This is a genomic window from Bacillus paranthracis (assembly GCF_024296885.1).
GTDB classification, from domain to species: Bacteria; Bacillota; Bacilli; order Bacillales; family Bacillaceae_G; genus Bacillus_A; species Bacillus_A paranthracis.
On the sequence record NZ_CP101135.1, the window covers coordinates 4,751,593 to 4,767,952 of the forward strand.

Annotated in this window: 14 protein-coding genes and 1 other annotated feature; of the genes, 7 read left to right on the top strand and 7 right to left on the bottom strand. The window is 36.5% G+C overall.

Annotated elements, in window-relative coordinates; genetic code table 11:
• The first annotated feature begins 71 nt into the window (after window positions 1–71).
• Both NLJ82_RS24740 and NLJ82_RS24745 read left to right on the top strand, forming a co-directional pair.
• Window positions 72–974: an EamA family transporter gene (locus NLJ82_RS24740; protein WP_000410507.1), complete on the top strand. Its 903-nt coding sequence runs from the start codon at window positions 72–74 to the stop codon at window positions 972–974.
• A 72-nt stretch (window positions 975–1,046) separates the two neighbouring features.
• Entirely contained in the window at window positions 1,047–1,301 is a 255-nt protein-coding gene (locus NLJ82_RS24745; RefSeq protein ID WP_000154156.1) for a hypothetical protein, read from the top strand.
• 41 nt (window positions 1,302–1,342) lie between these two features.
• Here the strand turns inward: NLJ82_RS24745 and metG are convergent, their stop codons facing one another.
• The gene (gene metG / locus NLJ82_RS24750; protein ID WP_000021547.1) at window positions 1,343–2,977 is read right to left on the bottom strand and encodes a methionine--tRNA ligase; all 1,635 of its coding nucleotides are present in this window, start codon (window positions 2,975–2,977) and stop codon (window positions 1,343–1,345) included.
• Window positions 2,978–3,027: 50 nt separating this feature from the next.
• Window positions 3,028–3,298: a binding site (T-box leader), on the bottom strand.
• 114 nt (window positions 3,299–3,412) lie between these two features.
• Between metG and NLJ82_RS24755 the strand changes: the two genes are divergently transcribed.
• The 4 genes from NLJ82_RS24755 to NLJ82_RS24770 all read left to right on the top strand — a co-directional run bounded on the left by NLJ82_RS24755 (window position 3,413) and on the right by NLJ82_RS24770 (window position 8,691).
• Window positions 3,413–4,231 carry a class I SAM-dependent methyltransferase gene (locus NLJ82_RS24755; RefSeq protein ID WP_001072270.1) on the top strand — a complete coding sequence of 273 codons (819 nt, stop codon included), beginning with the start codon at window positions 3,413–3,415 and terminating at the stop codon, window positions 4,229–4,231.
• Between the two features lie 413 nt (window positions 4,232–4,644).
• The gene (locus NLJ82_RS24760; protein ID WP_000878469.1) at window positions 4,645–6,339 is read left to right on the top strand and encodes a methyl-accepting chemotaxis protein; all 1,695 of its coding nucleotides are present in this window, start codon (window positions 4,645–4,647) and stop codon (window positions 6,337–6,339) included.
• Window positions 6,340–6,563: 224 nt separating this feature from the next.
• Complete coding sequence (locus tag NLJ82_RS24765) at window positions 6,564–8,255, top strand: methyl-accepting chemotaxis protein (protein WP_000008426.1); 1,692 nt, start codon at window positions 6,564–6,566, stop codon at window positions 8,253–8,255.
• 118 nt (window positions 8,256–8,373) lie between these two features.
• Complete coding sequence (locus tag NLJ82_RS24770) at window positions 8,374–8,691, top strand: metal-sulfur cluster assembly factor (protein ID WP_000082521.1); 318 nt, start codon at window positions 8,374–8,376, stop codon at window positions 8,689–8,691.
• Window positions 8,692–8,733: 42 nt separating this feature from the next.
• Here the strand turns inward: NLJ82_RS24770 and nprB are convergent, their stop codons facing one another.
• From nprB to NLJ82_RS24800, 6 genes are all read right to left on the bottom strand, one after another.
• Window positions 8,734–10,383, bottom strand: coding sequence for a neutral protease NprB (gene nprB / locus NLJ82_RS24775; RefSeq protein ID WP_000730953.1), 1,650 nt, complete (start codon window positions 10,381–10,383; stop codon window positions 8,734–8,736).
• Between the two features lie 157 nt (window positions 10,384–10,540).
• Window positions 10,541–11,239, bottom strand: coding sequence for a pirin family protein (locus tag NLJ82_RS24780; protein ID WP_000488944.1), 699 nt, complete (start codon window positions 11,237–11,239; stop codon window positions 10,541–10,543).
• 50 nt (window positions 11,240–11,289) lie between these two features.
• Window positions 11,290–11,700 carry a MarR family winged helix-turn-helix transcriptional regulator gene (locus NLJ82_RS24785; RefSeq protein WP_000845457.1) on the bottom strand — a complete coding sequence of 137 codons (411 nt, stop codon included), beginning with the start codon at window positions 11,698–11,700 and terminating at the stop codon, window positions 11,290–11,292.
• 112 nt (window positions 11,701–11,812) lie between these two features.
• Entirely contained in the window at window positions 11,813–12,247 is a 435-nt protein-coding gene (locus NLJ82_RS24790) for a DUF3920 family protein (protein WP_000422824.1), read from the bottom strand.
• 177 nt (window positions 12,248–12,424) lie between these two features.
• On the bottom strand, window positions 12,425–13,624 hold the full coding sequence (locus tag NLJ82_RS24795) for a cation:proton antiporter (RefSeq protein ID WP_000380208.1): 1,200 nt from the start codon (window positions 13,622–13,624) through the stop codon (window positions 12,425–12,427).
• Entirely contained in the window at window positions 13,625–14,122 is a 498-nt protein-coding gene (locus NLJ82_RS24800) for a cation:proton antiporter regulatory subunit (RefSeq protein WP_001026062.1), read from the bottom strand. It abuts the gene before it with no gap.
• A 410-nt stretch (window positions 14,123–14,532) separates the two neighbouring features.
• On the opposite strand from NLJ82_RS24800, the gene NLJ82_RS24805 reads away from it, so the two are divergent.
• A complete protein-coding gene (locus NLJ82_RS24805) occupies window positions 14,533–15,966 on the top strand; it encodes an alanine/glycine:cation symporter family protein (RefSeq protein WP_000227570.1) in 1,434 nt (477 codons plus the stop codon).
• The last annotated feature ends 394 nt before the right edge of the window (window positions 15,967–16,360 follow it).

A 16,360-nucleotide genomic window follows, 5' to 3' on the forward strand; every position in this document is an offset into this window, starting at 1 on the left:
ACTCTGTTTCGTTCGCCCGTTATCCTTATTTGGATAGCGGGCGTTTTTTATTATGTAAAAGGAGGATTTTCATGGAGAAATTTAAGTATTCATTACTCGTTTTATTCGGAGCTTGTAGCTACGGCGTACTTTCAACTATTTTCAAACTCGGATTCATTAATGGATTTTCAGCACATCAACTATTAGGAGGACAATATATCTTCGGATGGATTGGTCTTCTCCTGCTTGTTCTTTTCGTTTCACGTCATAAAGTAACAAAAAAGCAATTCTTTTCCTTACTAACAGTTGGTACAACGATGAGTATGACCGGTATCTTCTACGCTATTTCTGTAGAAGAACTACCAGCATCTATCGCTGTCGTCCTACTTTTCCAGTTCACATGGATTGGTGTCGTTATTGAAGCAATTGCAAACCGAACATTTCCAAGCCGTGAGAAAGTTATATCTATCATTATTTTATTTGCTGGAACATTGTTTGCAGGCGGTGTCTTTGAAGGTCTCGGACAAAACTTTTCCACGAAAGGTATGATCTTTGGTCTATTAGCCGCTGTTTCCTTTTCATTCTATGTTTTTGCAAGCGGGCGTGTCGCTACAGAAGTTCCACCTTATACGAAAAGTTTTCTTATGACAACAAGCGCTACGCTTATCGTATGCCTATTCTTCCCACCAACCTTTTTAACAGATGGTGCCCTGCAAGCTGGCCTATGGAAATATGCTTTCTTCCTCGGTTTGTTCGGTGTTGTCGTACCTGTCATTTGTTTTTCAATTGGCGTACCGAAAGTAGGAACAGGACTTGGTACAATACTAGGTGCAGCTGAATTACCAACAGCCATTATCGCTTCTATTACACTTGTACATGAAGTCGTAACGTTTATGCAGTGGATTGGGATTATCGTTATATTACTTGGGATTTTCACTCCTCAACTTCTTACAGCTAGGAAAGAAAAAAAACGTAATCGCGTGTATAGTGCTTAAAAATATTAACTTGCTTATAAATGGAAATAAAGTTACAATGTGGTATAATTTCAAATCTATTTGGAGGTATAAATGACTATTTTAAGCGTAGCCTTTTTTGCCATTATGTGTATCTTCTTCCTAATAAGATATATGAAAGAAAAGAAATTTTACGATGTGCTCGTCATTCCTATTTGCATATATTCTGGAGCAGTCAAAACCCCTTTGGTGGAGTACTTAAACTTTAATACCACATTCAAAATAACATATGATATTGCAGCTATTATTCTCGTAATCCTTGCTGTGCTGTTCTTCTTAAAGGATAAGAAGGAGAATCCTACTGCATAACAAAAGACCTTTCATTTACTTGAAAGGTCTTTTTCTCTATCTCACTTTACCGCTCCATATAATTTCTCTACCTCATGCTCAATTTGTTTCACATCAATCCGTTCAAATAGTGGCTGCACGCTATCAATTCTACTTGGCAACGTATGTTGAGACTCCCAATTTCGGTTCACAATCGATAATGTGTTTCTAATTCTTTCACTTGAAAATGGTAAAAACGGTTCAAGAAGATTTACAAAATTAGCGATGAGATACACACAATTATAAATCGTTTCTTCGCATGAAACTGGATTATCCTCCCTTTGTTTCCAAGGCTGCTTCTCATCAAAGTATTTATTTGCAAAACGTACTGCATCAAATATTGATTCTAGCGCTACCTTAAATTTAGTTTGCTCAATCGCCTCTCCTACATGTTTATATAATCCTTCTACTTTATCTTTCAGCTCTACATCAATACTTCCCTTCGGCACGATACCACCATAATACTTTTCAATAAATTTTAATGTCCGGTTTACAAAGTTTCCGTATGCCCCTAACAATTCACTATTATGACTGTAAATAAATTCCCGCCATGAAAAGTCAGTGTCACGATTTTCTGGTGCGTTGACGGTTAAAAAGTAACGAATAGAATCTGGATCATAGCGTTCTAATATGTCAGGCACCCATACCGCCCAGTTTTTACTTGTAGATAATTTTCTTTTTTCCACTGTTAAATATTCATTTGAAACGATATGACGAGGAATTGCCCCTTCTCCTATTCCAAGCAATACCGCTGGCCAAATGACGGAATGAAACGGAATATTATCCTTTCCGTGTACATAATATGTTTTCGCTTCGCTATCCCAAAACTCTTGATCATCTTCCCCTGTTTTTTCAGCCCAATGTTTACTCGCTGAATAATAGCCTGTCACTGCTTCAATCCACACGTAAATTTTCTTATCTTCATACCCTTCTACTGGAATTGGTACCCCGATTGGTAAATCTCGTGAAACCGCCCTATCTTGTAACCCTTCCTTTACATATCTTTCTGTTAGCTGAATCGCATTGTCGCGCCATGTTCCTGTTTGTTTGACGTTTTCTACAGCCGTTTTGATTTGCTCCTGAAATGTATGCAATGCAAAATAGAAATGCTCTGTTTCCTGTACGGATGGTGTACTACCACATAACTTACATTTCTTTTCTAACAAATCGAGTGGATCTAAAATAGCTGAACACGCATCGCATTGATCTCCTCTTGCTGCTTCATGGCAATGCGGACATATCCCTTCTACATAACGATCAGGTAAAAATTGTGTACACGTTTCGCAATATGCTTGTTCCACTGTTTTTTTATAAATATGTCCCTCTTCTAATAAACGTAAAAAAACATTTTGAACCGTTTCATGATGGTGCTCACTATCTGTACGTGTATAGCAATCATACGTAAAACCAAGGTTACGAAAACATCGCTCAAACTCTTCATGATACTGATCAGCAATGTCCTTCGCCGTCACACCTTCTTGTTTTGCCCGAATTGCAATTGGTGTTCCATTACAATCACTTCCCGAAACATACAACACATTCTCACCTTTTGCCCGGTAATAACGTGCTAAAATATCACCAGGTAACAAACTCGCAATATGTCCAAGATGTAACGAACCATTTGCATACGGCCAAGCGCCCCCAATAAAAATACTCATCTTACATTCCTCCTTTAAAATATAAAAAGCCCCGCCCTTATCTAAAAAAAGATAAGGGCGGGGCTGTATAAACAGTCGCGGTACCACCTTATTTCGCCAATTACTCACATAATTAGCCTTAACAAGTACGGAGCTATATGCTCTTATACTGTGGTTTTGATAACGAGTACCAACTCTCGTCGCCGCCTACTATTATCATTTGATAAGTTCAGGACGAAGCTCAAAGGCCATTGTTCAAATGAATATTCTTGCTTCTTCTCAGCTACCGAAGCTCTCTGGAAAGAATGTGTTCATCCTACTTTTCCTTTTCAACGCTTTTGTATATAACACGTATTTTACGACTTAATAACAGAAAAATCAAACTTTAACTCAAGAAAAACAGGAAATCTCATCTTCCCGCCGAATACCTATACGTTCACAAAAGGAGTGATATGATTGAATCAAAAACAACTAAGCACACGTAATGAAAAAAGCTGGAATGCAGCTGCTTATGAAGCTTGGACGAATCGTCACGGGGCACCAGCTGATTATGCGAAAAAAATCATAGAAGACCCTATGCGTGAGGTAGATCACTATTTACCTTACATACAATCTCCGAAAGGAAAACGTATTATTAATTTACTTGGATCAAAAGGGAATAAAGCTGTTGCTCTCGCTCTTTTAGGAGCTGACGTAACAGTTGTTGATATTTCAGCAAGTAATGCAAAATATGCAAATGAACTTGCGGAAGCAGCAGATGTCTCTATCGAGTATGTCGTTTCTGATGTATTACATGTACAGCTCTCACAATCATTTGATATCGTATTGCTGGAACTTGGTGTACTCCATTACTTTTTAGATTTAAAACCGCTCTTTCAAAAAATTGCTACTTTACTTAAAGAAGATGGAATGCTGATCCTTCGTGACTATCATCCTGTTTACACGAAATTATTAGGAGTCGACCACCCATCATTTCAGGCCAATGGAAATTATTTTGATAAAGAATTAATTGAAGAGGATGTTGCTTATAGCATTCTTCTTACAGAAGTGCAGAAAGAATCGTTACCTAAAACAACCATCCGTCGCTGGACGTTAGGAGAAATCATTACAACACTTGCCGAAGAACATTTTAAAATTGAAAAACTAGTTGAAGAACACGGGTCACATCAAAGATGGGTCTTCCCTTCTACTGCACCGGAAGGAATGGAAGAGCGTGTGCCAGGTCTCTATACATTAATTGCGACAGCATGCAAAAAAGGATCCCTTCACGGATAGGATCCTTTTTGCATGCTCACGCATATAAGTTGAGGTTGGAGATTACCATAATTCTGTAGAATAGGACACAAGATATTTCAACATTTCGTCTCTGACTTACGTCGTCAAAAAGGGGTATGACCAACATAACGAAGAGTAATGTCTTTAGTTGATACTGATAATCGTTATCAACTAATTAGAAGTATACATGATGTTATTTCAAATTACAATAGCATTTCTTATTTTTATTTATGAATTTTTTGATATGCAAATGTATACATTTTAAGAACATTTACTCATATGAATCTGCCATATTCCATTATCTGCTATAATTTTTATTGAACAGATTAATAACTTCATAATGATGTTTTTATTAATTCTGCTCTAAATATTTATAAATTATAATAAACAGTTTTTAAAAGGCAGGGGTAACGATGAAATATGTTAGTATTCGAAAAAAACTACTGTTCACACTCTTAAGCATTTCTTCTTTATTTAGCATTGCTCTTATTGTTATTCTTTCATTCGCTATGAGCCAAGCGAGCGAAATTGAAACGTTAAAAAATGATGTTTCCAAAAGAGCAACCATTTTAAAAGAACGTGGCGATTGGTTCCAAGCACAAGTTGCTGGTTTACAAGAATATTTACTGTCACATGATCAAAAAGGATTGGATAAATTCAACCGAGAAGGAAAAAAACTAGCTGATACGAGAGAAAAAGTAACCAGTGATAAAAAACTTTCGGAAGGAATGAAAGAAGCCATTTTAATGGGCGGAAAATGGCGAAGCGTCATAGATAATGAAGTCCTCCCTCTCGCTCGCGAAGGAAAATGGGACGAAGCATCTAAAATCGCTTTAGCTCAAACTGATTACGTAAACGACCTTTTAAGTCGTTTTACGAAATATGCAAATGAAGAAAATGATAAACGTGACGCATTAATTGCTGACGTAGAATCTTCTTCATCCCTTATTCAATATATTATTTTCTTCTCACTTATTACATGTACAGTAACATCTATTTTATTAGCATGGTGGTTCTCTGGTAAGCTCGTTAAACCGATACGACAAATTGATGAGAAATTAAAAGAATTAGCTTCGCAAGATGGTGATTTAACTGCTAGATTGCATGTAACGAGTAAAGATGAAATCGGTGATATCGCCAATTCCTTTAATCAAATGCTCGCTAATTTACAACGTATAATAAAACAAGTGCAACAAACATCAACAAGTGTAAAAGAAGCATCTGAAAATGTGTTTATCGAAACAACTGCTTCTATGGAAAATACCGCCAAAACTGAAGAGACTATGAATGCTCTTGAGCATAATATTCGTTCACAAGTTTCCAGCATCGAAGAAAGTTCAACTGCAATGGACGATATGGCAACGAGTGTTCAACGTATTGCAGAATCCGCCTCTTCTGTTGCTAGCCTAGCTGTTACTACTTCAGAAAAAGCTGATAGTGGGAATAAAGTCATTGAGAAATCTATTACACAAATGCATACCATTAATGAAGCTGTGAACGCTACATCACAAGTAGTAGAACGACTCATTACACATACAAATCATATTGATACTGCACTTCAATCTATTTCTAATATCGCAGAACAAACGAATTTACTCGCTTTAAATGCTTCCATTGAAGCGGCTCGTGCTGGTGAACATGGAAAAGGCTTCGCTGTTGTTGCCGATGAAGTACGAAAGCTTGCTGAACAATCTCAGCTAGCAGCAACTGATATTAACCATTTACTTCATCAAATTCAAGCAGATACAAAAATAGCAAATGAAATGATGACGCAAGGTCAATCAGAGGCTTCTGAAGGCATTACAGTCATTCGTACTGCTGGATCTTCATTCTCAGAAATTGTTAACCACATTAACAAAGTTTCTACACAAATGCAGGAGGTGTCTGCAACTGCTGAAGAAATGGCCGCAAGTTCTGAAGAAATGAACGCAGCTTTAAATAACATCGCTTCTATTTCAAATGAAGTTGCCGCCGAAACATCACAAACAGCAACTTCAGCTGGTGACCAAGTAAACAAAATGAGTGTCGTTGCTAAAAAAGCATCTGAAATGAAAACGACCGTACAAGAACTTGAAGTTCTCGTTTCTCATTTCAAAACAAACATTTAAAGCGAAACTTTCATTTATATTTTTAGAAGTTCCAAACTATTAAAAAGAGGGATTTACAATCTCTCTTTTTTCACTTTAAAATATCTCTTTCTATCTCTCATTCCGTCTGCTATAATTCCTAAAGGAAAGAAGAAAGCTTTATTCCAGACGGAGTAAAGCTTTCTTTCAATTTTTTACATTAATTAATTCTAATACTATGATTTCACAAAGGAGGATTTTATTATATGAGTTTTATTAGCATTCGAAAAAAACTAATGTTCATGATGGGAACAATTTGCGCTTTATTTGGAATCGCCTTAGCTTTTATTTTATTTTTTGCCATTGATCAATCTCGTCAAGCTGAAGCATTACAAAAAGAAATTTCTCCTCTAGCAACACAATTAAAAGAGCGCGGGGATGCTTATCAAGTACAGCTCTCTGCTTTAAGAGGTTATTTATTACAACATGATCAAGTTGAATTTGACAAATTTAACGAAATGAGTAAACTTCTTGAAGATAAGAAGGATGAGCTTCTTTCAAATCCTAATCTTTCTCAATCTGTGAAAAGCACAATGGAATCAGGATTGGCTTGGAGAAAATTTATTGAAGAAAAAGTTTTCCCTCTTGCAAAAGAACAAAAGTGGGAAGAGGCCCTGCAAGTAGCTTATGCAGAAAATGGTACTGTTTATAAAGTAATTGGTGACTTCACAAATTACAGTAATGAACAAGCTAAGTTACGTGATCAATCTATTAAAAAAATTGATCAATCTTCACTACAAATTGAATATGTTGTTTTCTTATCACTTGTTATTTGTATTATTGTAGCTATGATTCTTGCATGGTGGTTCTCTGGTAAACTTGTAAAACCAATTCAACAAATTGATAGTAAACTAAAAGAATTATCATCTCAAGAAGGTGACTTAACAGCCCGCCTACAAGTAAACAGTAATGATGAAATTGGTACGATCGCAACATCATTTAATAAAATGTTAGAAAACCTACAACATATCATTAATCGTGTTCAAAAAATATCTGTAGAAGTACAAAACGCTTCTGAAAACATGCTAGAAAAGACGAATATATCACGCGAGGCAACGATAAAAGTTCAAAGCACAATGTCCAACTTAAATGAGAGTATTCAATCACAAGCCGCTAGCATGGAAGAAAGCTCAACTGCAATGGACGATATGGCAGTAAGTGTTCAGCGCATTGCTGAATCTGCCACATCTGTAACTGAACTTGCTGTAGCTACATCTGAACAAGCTAACGATGGAAATACTGTTATTCAAAAATCTGTTTCACAAATGACAACGATACACGACGCTGTAAATGCTACGTCAGAAGTGGTCGAACGTCTAATCACCCACACGAAATATATTGATACAGCTGTACAATCTATTTCTAATATCGCGGAACAAACAAACTTACTTGCTTTAAATGCATCTATCGAAGCAGCTCGTGCTGGCGAACAAGGAAAAGGCTTCGCTGTCGTAGCTGACGAAGTTAGAAAACTTGCTGAACAATCTAAAACTGCTGCAACAGATATTAACCAATTACTACATCAAATTCAACAAGACACTGAAACTGCGAGCTCTATGATGTCACAAGGCCGTTCGGAAGCATTTGAAGGCATTCATGTCATTCGTGAAGCTGGAAATTCCTTCACAACAATTGTAGAACAAGTAAACAAAGTATCTACTCAAATGCAAGACATCTCAGCAACTGCTGAAGAAATGGCTGCAAGTGCTGAAGAAATGAACGCTTCACTGAATAACATCGCTTCTATTTCGACTGAAGTATCTAGTGAAACAGCGGCAACAGCACAATCTGCTGAGAAAAAAGTCGTTACGATGAATGAGATGACACAAACAGCTAAACAAATGAAACAAACAGTTGAAGAATTAGATCAACTCGTATCACATTTTAAAACTGAATAGCCATTCCAAAGATATTCCTCTTCCAAGAGGAATATTTTTTTGAGCTCATTTCCTGCACTTTATACATATATCCGTTATAATGAGAATCGATATCATTAATATGTAGGGGGTGCTACACATGTCACAACAAGCATTTGAAGAAAAGTTATATGCAAACTTAGAAGCTGTTATTGACCCTGAACTCGGTGTTGATATTATTAATCTTGGATTAGTTTATGACGTTACAGCAGATGAAAATAATAATGCTGTCATTACGATGACTATGACTTCTATCGGTTGTCCAATGGCTGGGCAAATTGTATCAGACGTAAAAAAAGTATTATCAACGAACGTACCTGAAGTCAATGAAATAGAAGTAAATGTCGTATGGAATCCGCCCTGGTCTAAAGAACGTATGTCACGTATGGCGAAAATCGCATTAGGTATTCGCGACTAAATACAGAAAGACCTGACATCTTAGTCAGGTCTTTTTCTCTTATTATTTTACGCCTACTGCATCGTAAGCTTTCGTTACAGCTTGTACAGCTTTAGAGTTTTTACCATATAAATCTTCAGCTGACTGAAGTGCTGCTTGGCGCATCATCTTAAAGTCAGAGTTTGCAGTTAAATATTTCGTAAGAGCACGGTAATAAATTTTCTCTGTCGCTTCACGGCCTACTCCTGTTACTTTCACGCCGTAATGATCTCCACCTTCAGATACTAAGTATGCAGCTTTATTGTTAATACTGCTGTTAATATGAACGCCGCCATTATCAGCTGTTCCAGTGTAGCGCTTATTGTAATGATCTGGGTAACCTTCACCTGGTTTTAATGGATTTGGAATAGATGCTGGATCTTTCAGAGAACGAAGTGCATCACCAGGTTTTCCAGGTGTATAAATGTCAGCACCTAAATCCCAGCTCTTCTTCTCAACCATGACACCCATAATATCAGATAACGATTCATTTAACGCACCTGACTCATTTTTATAAACAAGATTTGCTGTATGCTCAGTTACAGCATGCGTTAATTCGTGACCGATAACATCTAGTCCAGCAGATAATGGAATGAATGTTTTTCCATCGCCATCACCATACATCATTTGTACACCATTCCAAGCTGCGTTATTCCAGCTTTCTCCAACGTGAACAGTCGAAATAAGCTTCGCGCCTTTATCATCGAAAGAGTTACGATTAAATGTCTTTTTGTAGTAATCATATACTTTTCCTGCGTTTACATGCGCATCAACTGCAGCTTTATCTTCGAAGAACTTAGATTTACTTTCAACTTCTTCTCCTGTATATCCAAGCCATTGTGAGAATAAATTAAACAAGTTTTCATCCATATTTTCTGCATCAAATGTATGAATACCTTGTCCTCGTTTACCATCAAACAAATTGAATTGTCCTGTTTTCGTATCTTGAGCAATTTCAAATGATTGTCTAGCACCTAATACGCCGTAACCAAATCCAGTAATGTTATCTACAGCATTATATTTCTCAATCACATTTCCATTTGTCGCATCAACAAAGTAATGCCAATACCCTGGAGCTGGCTTTGAAATCGACGCTTTCACTAAATATGCAAGATAGTAATTTCCATCTTTTTCATACACAAATAAATCTTTTTTCACACCGTCATAACTTTTTACTTTACCAACTTCTTTTTCAATATCTGCCTTTGCAATTGTTTCTGCTTGTTCTGCACTAATACTTGCAGCTGCAGGAATATTTTTATCCTCTAAATTCGGAATAACTTGTCCGAAGAATGCTTTTACATTATTTTCTTTATCTAGTGTAACAGTTTGATCTGAACCATACACAGGGATGTTATTATGTTTCTCAACTAGCTTCACGTGTGTTGTACCGGATTCAGCATCTTTTTCTTCCCCAACGACATTAAAGTGTTTATCAATATTTCCTGCTAATTTGAACATATCTTTCTTACTCTCTAAATATTGAAAGACCGTCTCTTTTTTATCTAATCCTTCCGGTGCTTTCCATTCTTCACCTATGTATGCAGGCGTTTTAAATTCTTGATGGTATTGAATTTTTTGTTCTTCCGCTTTCGTTGTCGTTGCTCCAAATGTTCCAAATCCCCCGGCGATAACAGTTAACGCTAATGCTGATGAAATGACTTTCTTTTTCACTATAACATTCCCCATTCCCATAAAGATTTTTGACACTTTTATACAATTCTTGTTTTTCAAGTGGATACCTTTACCTAAAATTTGAGAAAGTTTTTTCTGACAATTCCACTCAAAAAAAGAGGACATCCTATCGGACGTCCTCTTTTTTATAAACATTTTATTGCTTTTTCAATTCAATTGCTAAATAGTGTGATTGCTCTTTCGCTTCAATATGAATATCTTCTTCAATCGCTTCTGCTGCATCACGCATAACAAGTGTCTCACCATTGATTACACTACTACCTTCAATTTGTACAACATACAATTGACGGCCTTCTTTCACTGGAAAATGAATTTCTTTTCCTGCTTCTAACGATAAAGAATATAAATTCGCATCTTGATGAATTTGAATTGGTGCCCCGCCTTCTAATGGAGATACCATATGGAACCATTCGTTTTCACGCTTGCTCCAATCAAATTTAAACTCACCATAGTTTGGCTTATGATCCTCACGGTCTGGTAAAATCCAAATTTGTAATAAACGTAGTGTTTCATTTCCTAAATTATGCTCACTATGAAATACACCTGTGCCAGCACTCATATATTGAACATGTCCTCGCTCAATTGTTCCGCGGTTCCCCATGCTATCTTCATGTGTTAAAGCACCGTCTACAACGTACGAAATGATTTCCATATCGCGGTGTGGATGCATATCAAAACCAGTTTGCGGTGCTACTAAGTCATCATTAATTACACGTAATGCACCAAAGTTCATGTTATTAGGATTATAGTAATTGGCAAAGGAAAAATGAAAATGTGTATTTAACCAACCGTGATTTGCTCTTCCCATATTTTTATGATCAACTTTTCTAAACATACCGTTCACCTCATATTATCTCGAATTCAAGATTTATTTTAAAATTTTTCTCACTGTAACTTTTTTAGTAATTGTAATAATTGATGTTGTTCTTCTACATTTAAATTTTGAAACTGCTCCGCTTGGAATGTTTCTTGAGGCGGGACGATTTCTTCATATAAAGCTCTTCCCTTTTCTGTTAATGAAATATATTTTGTAGTACCTTCTTGTTCACGACGAATCCACTCAAGCTGCTCCATTTTATTTAAAAGCTGCGTAATATTTCCCTTCGTAACAAATAGCTTATTTCCAAGCTCTTGCTGCGTCAAACGATCATGCCCTCCAACTTGAGCTAGTACATCAAACTGAGCGGCAGATACATTCCATTCTTTCAAATGCTGATTCGTCTCACGAATACTTTTGTTATAAAAACGTGATAAACGAAACCATAGGAGTAAACCTAGTCTATCTTCTGTTTTCATTTCATCACCTCGCTCGTTTCATACCATTAGTTTAGAACTAAACTTTATAAAAGTCAATTACTTATTTTTAGTAAGAAGCAAAGAAAGCACAGCGTCATTTCTCCACTATGCTTTACATTAACTTTCTATTTTTATATTCATCTAACTTCCTCTCCGTGAACTTTCTCGCATCTTTCTCAATCCATCTATCTTCGTACAATTCACTTCCAACATGCAATACTTCGCTCTTATGCTGCATTGCATGACGAAATTCATGCAGTAGTGTTTTAAGGACTTGCTCATACTCTTCCCACATACAAACAAAAATTAATTGTTTTTCTTTATGATAAAAACCACCTACCGGGAATAAAAATTCCTCTTCTTCTTCTCCTAATGATAAAAGGACATGATTCGCATCACACGTATCACAAAAAATAACCGGTGTTTTACATACTTCAATCAGTGAAAATAAATCGTCTCTAAGCCTTTTGACATCCCAAGGAAGCTCCGAATCCAACACATACCAATTCTCCACCTGTTGATATACATTTTGAAACTGGAGTTCCATTTCTCTTTATTCCCCTTTCCAAGCATCCTTTTTCTATATGTATGCCACAATATGGTAAATATTAAACGTATTCTTTCATCCTTGAAAAAATGCCAATCAAAAAGGAATCTATATCGACATAGATTCCTTTTCCGTAATCACTTTTTCATACATATCTTTTACTTTTATTTTTTTAATTTAGTTAGTCTTCGTATCCCACTTAAAGACTTTATTTAAAAATTTATATACATTCTTTGACTCTTTCGTCAGAAGTGGACCTAAGATAGATAGTATAAGCACGTATAGTGCTGAAAATGGCTTCAAGACTGACATTAAACCACCAGCGATACCGATATTGGCCATAATGATGGAGAATTCTCCTCTTGAAACGATTGTTAATCCAATATTTGTTGATGCTTTATGAGATAATCCAGCTTGTCTCCCAGCAATCATCCCTGCTATAAAGTTTCCGATGATTGTAAGAAGGACAGCACCTAACGTTAACCATATCGCTCCGCCCAGTGAGAACGGATCAATGCTTAATCCGAAACTGAAGAAGAAAATAGCTCCGAAAAAGTCTCTAAATGGAACAACGAGATGTTCAATTCTGTCACTATGCTCTGTCTCAGAGAAAACTAACCCTAAAAGAAGTGCTCCAATTGCTTCAGCAACGTGAATTGTTTCCGAGAAACCTGCAATAAAGAATAATGAGGCAAATACTACAATAATGAAAATTTCATCCGAACTAATATTGAGCAATTTATTTAATAACGGCGTCGCCTTTCTAGCTACAATAAAGAATAGAAGCATATATCCTAAAGCAATTCCAATTGAAGTAAGGGCACCTAAGAATGAAGCGTGATCCCCTAGAACTAATCCAGAAACGACTGATAAATATACAGCCAGGAATATATCTTCGAACATGATAATTCCTAAAATTAATTCGGTCTCATTATTACCAGTTCTTCTTAAATCCACTAACACCTTTGCAACGATAGCGCTAGAAGAAATCGTAATAATACCCGCAATAATTAAGATTTCTAGTAAAGGGAAGCCCATTATAAATCCGTATAATAAGCCAAGTGAAAAGTTAATTAAAATATAGATCGTTCCGCCAATTGCAATAGAACGTCCAGATTTAATTAGTTTTTTCATTGAAAATTCTAGTCCTAGATAGAACAGAAGAAACAGAACGCCAATCCGTCCAAGAAACGAAATTACATTTGCACTTTCAATAAATTTGAAATCGATCACACCTATTGTCGGCGCATGTGGTCCCACTAGCATCCCAAGAACAATTAGAAATGGAATAACTGAGAATTTAAACTTTCCAGCAATTACTGCCGCAATTGCAACTAATACTAACGCTGTACCAACTTCAAAAATTAACGTATCCATCTAGTCAGTCCCCCTATTCGAAAGTAACTCATTAATAATTTTTTTAATTTCTTCTCTCTCGCCTGAAACTACAAGCATATCGCCTTCCTCAATTACTGTTTCTGGTCCTGGATTAAATAGCTTTTTCATATTCTTTTTCATAACTGCAATAATCGTTACGCTATATGTTTTTCTTATTTCCAGATCGCCGATTGTTTTTCCGATTGCTGGCGCTTCCTTCTCCACTTTAAACCACTCAATCGCCAACCCTTCAAAAACCATTTCAACATTTTCTAATGCTCTAGGCTTATATACCATTCCGCCTAATATGGCTGCAATTTGTCTTGCCTCTGAGTCGCGTAATGAAATACTTGAGATACTTTCTTCATGGTCTGAATCAAAATGATACATTTCTCTACGTCCGTCATCATGAATTACAATTACCATCTTTTCATTACCTTTCGTAACGATTTGAAATTTATAGCCAATACCCGGAAGTTCACTTTCTCTAATATTCATATTTAGCTCCTCCACAATGTTTTTTATTTGAATTTTCTGTTTTTCTGTCTTTTATTCAACCAATCAACTTTAGAAATTCTAACCATTCAGGATACCTGTGACTTGGAAATCTTTTATTGTAATAATAAGTGGCTCCTAAAAAGATACTTAAAGATGTAACGATAAAAAATATATTACTTCTCATTTTCAAACTTTTAAGGCTTACTTTCCATAAAGTTTCTTCTTTCAAATTATCCCCTCTTTCTTGCGTTACATTTAGTTTTTTAAAATGTAAATAATTCTAAAAATATTACGATGTAACATAATCATAACATAAAATAAGTTTAAGTAACATGATTTTTTAGAAAAATTGATTCTCGTATATTTTTTGCATATAATTTTCTTATTACGGAAAAAAGGAAGTGTATTATATGGTTGATATCTTTAGCAGATTCCTTGAGGTAACGAATAATATTTTATGGTCATATATTCTTATTGCAATGCTAATCGGCTTCGGTCTTTATTTCTCTTTTAAATTAAAATTTGTCCAAATTACTCATTTCGGTGAGATGGTCGGATTAATTAGTAAAGGATTTAATCGAAAAGAAAAAAAGAAAGATAGCATCTCACCGTTCCAAGCATTTTGCTTAAGTGCAGCTGCACGTATCGGTATCGGAAACTTAGCTGGTGTAGCATTAGCTATCTCAATGGGCGGACCTGGCGCAGTATTTTGGATGTGGTTTATCGCTATCCTTGGAGCAGCTACTAGTTTCGTAGAATGTACGCTCGCGCAAATTTATAAAGTAAAAGATGGAAGCAGATTCCGTGGTGGCCCAGCATATTATATGGAAAAAGGATTAAACAAACGCTGGATGGGTGTTTGGTTCTCACTTCTTATTACAGTTGCGTACGGATTAATTTTCAACTCTGTACAAGCAAACACAGTAACAATAGCATTTGAAAATGCTTTTGGACTAGAGCGAACGATCGTAGGAGCTCTATTAGCTTTATTAGTTGCAGTTATTATTTTCGGTGGTATTAAGAGCATTTCACGTATTACGGAAATGATTGTTCCTCCAATGGCAATCATTTATATTGGTGTGGCTATTTTTGTTGTTATTAACAACTTTACTATGTTACCAAGCATTTTTATGGAAATATTTAATGGTGCATTCGGTTTAGACCAAGCCATCGCTGGTGGTATTGGAGCAGCAATTAAGTTCGGAATTCAGCGCGGTCTATTCGCAACAGAAGCAGGTATGGGTAGCTCCCCTAACGCAGCCGCAACATCAGATGTATCTCACCCTGTAAAACAGGGGCTTGTTCAAGCATTAGGTGTTTTCGTAGACACGTTCTTAGTATGTACATCAACAGCATTTATCGTATTATGTTCGGGCCTTTACAAAGGAACAAACTTACAAGGTATCGAATTAACACAAAATGCATTAAGTTCACAAATCGGACCATGGGCAAGCACTTTCTTAGCAATTATTATTTTCCTATTCGCGTTCAGTTCTTTACTAGGAAACTACTATTATGGTGAAACAAACATCGCATTTATTAAAGAAAGCAAAACATGGTTAATGATTTATCGCGTTGCCGTTGTCGGAATGGTATTCTTCGGATCAATCGCTGCCCTTCAAACAGTTTGGAGCTTAGCTGATTTATTCATGGGACTAATGGTATTGACAAACTTAATTGCCATCTCATTCCTAAGCAAATTCGCCTACGCAGCATTAGTAGACTATATGAAGCAAAAGAAACAAGGAAAAGATCCTGTTTTCGTTGCAAGCTCTATCCCTGGCTTACAAAATACAGAGTGCTGGGATGGACAGGATGTAGAAGAGAATAAAAAAGCTGTATAACAGCTAAACGGTGAAGCGGCTCGTTCAGAATCGCAGGACACTTCAAGCTCTCGACCTTGAAGCGCTTTTTGCTTCGAGCGAGAGAGCGAAATGACCGGAGATTCTAGCCGCTGGAGCTGGATAGATTAAAAGCGGAAGCGGCTCGTTCAGAATCGCAGGACACTTCAAGCTCTCGACCTTGAAGCGCTTTTTGCTTCGAGTGAGAGAGCGAAATGACCGGAGATTCTAGCCGCTGGAGCTGGATAGATTAAAAGCGGAGATGACTTGCTCAGAACAGGAGGGCATTGGAGCTCCTGACAAAGAGACGTTCTTTGTCTCACAGGAAGGCGCGAAATGACCGACTGTTCTAGTCACCGGAGCTGGATATCATTTAAAGCGGAAGCGGCTCGTTCAG

Bases quoted from the DNA above. Each gene is read 5' to 3' on its own strand.
- NLJ82_RS24765 (WP_000008426.1), top strand. From the start codon at position 6,564: ATGAGTTTTATTAGCATTCGAAAAAAACTAATGTTCATGATGGGAACA.
- NLJ82_RS24805 (WP_000227570.1), top strand. From the start codon at position 14,533: ATGGTTGATATCTTTAGCAGATTCCTTGAGGTAACGAATAATATTTTA.
- NLJ82_RS24790 (WP_000422824.1), bottom strand. From the start codon at position 12,247: ATGGAACTCCAGTTTCAAAATGTATATCAACAGGTGGAGAATTGGTAT.
- NLJ82_RS24780 (WP_000488944.1), bottom strand. From the start codon at position 11,239: ATGTTTAGAAAAGTTGATCATAAAAATATGGGAAGAGCAAATCACGGT.
- NLJ82_RS24740 (WP_000410507.1), top strand. From the start codon at position 72: ATGGAGAAATTTAAGTATTCATTACTCGTTTTATTCGGAGCTTGTAGC.
- NLJ82_RS24785 (WP_000845457.1), bottom strand. From the start codon at position 11,700: ATGAAAACAGAAGATAGACTAGGTTTACTCCTATGGTTTCGTTTATCA.
- metG (WP_000021547.1), bottom strand. From the start codon at position 2,977: ATGAGTATTTTTATTGGGGGCGCTTGGCCGTATGCAAATGGTTCGTTA.
- NLJ82_RS24760 (WP_000878469.1), top strand. From the start codon at position 4,645: ATGAAATATGTTAGTATTCGAAAAAAACTACTGTTCACACTCTTAAGC.
- NLJ82_RS24745 (WP_000154156.1), top strand. From the start codon at position 1,047: ATGACTATTTTAAGCGTAGCCTTTTTTGCCATTATGTGTATCTTCTTC.
- NLJ82_RS24800 (WP_001026062.1), bottom strand. From the start codon at position 14,122: ATGAATATTAGAGAAAGTGAACTTCCGGGTATTGGCTATAAATTTCAA.
- NLJ82_RS24770 (WP_000082521.1), top strand. From the start codon at position 8,374: ATGTCACAACAAGCATTTGAAGAAAAGTTATATGCAAACTTAGAAGCT.
- NLJ82_RS24795 (WP_000380208.1), bottom strand. From the start codon at position 13,624: ATGGATACGTTAATTTTTGAAGTTGGTACAGCGTTAGTATTAGTTGCA.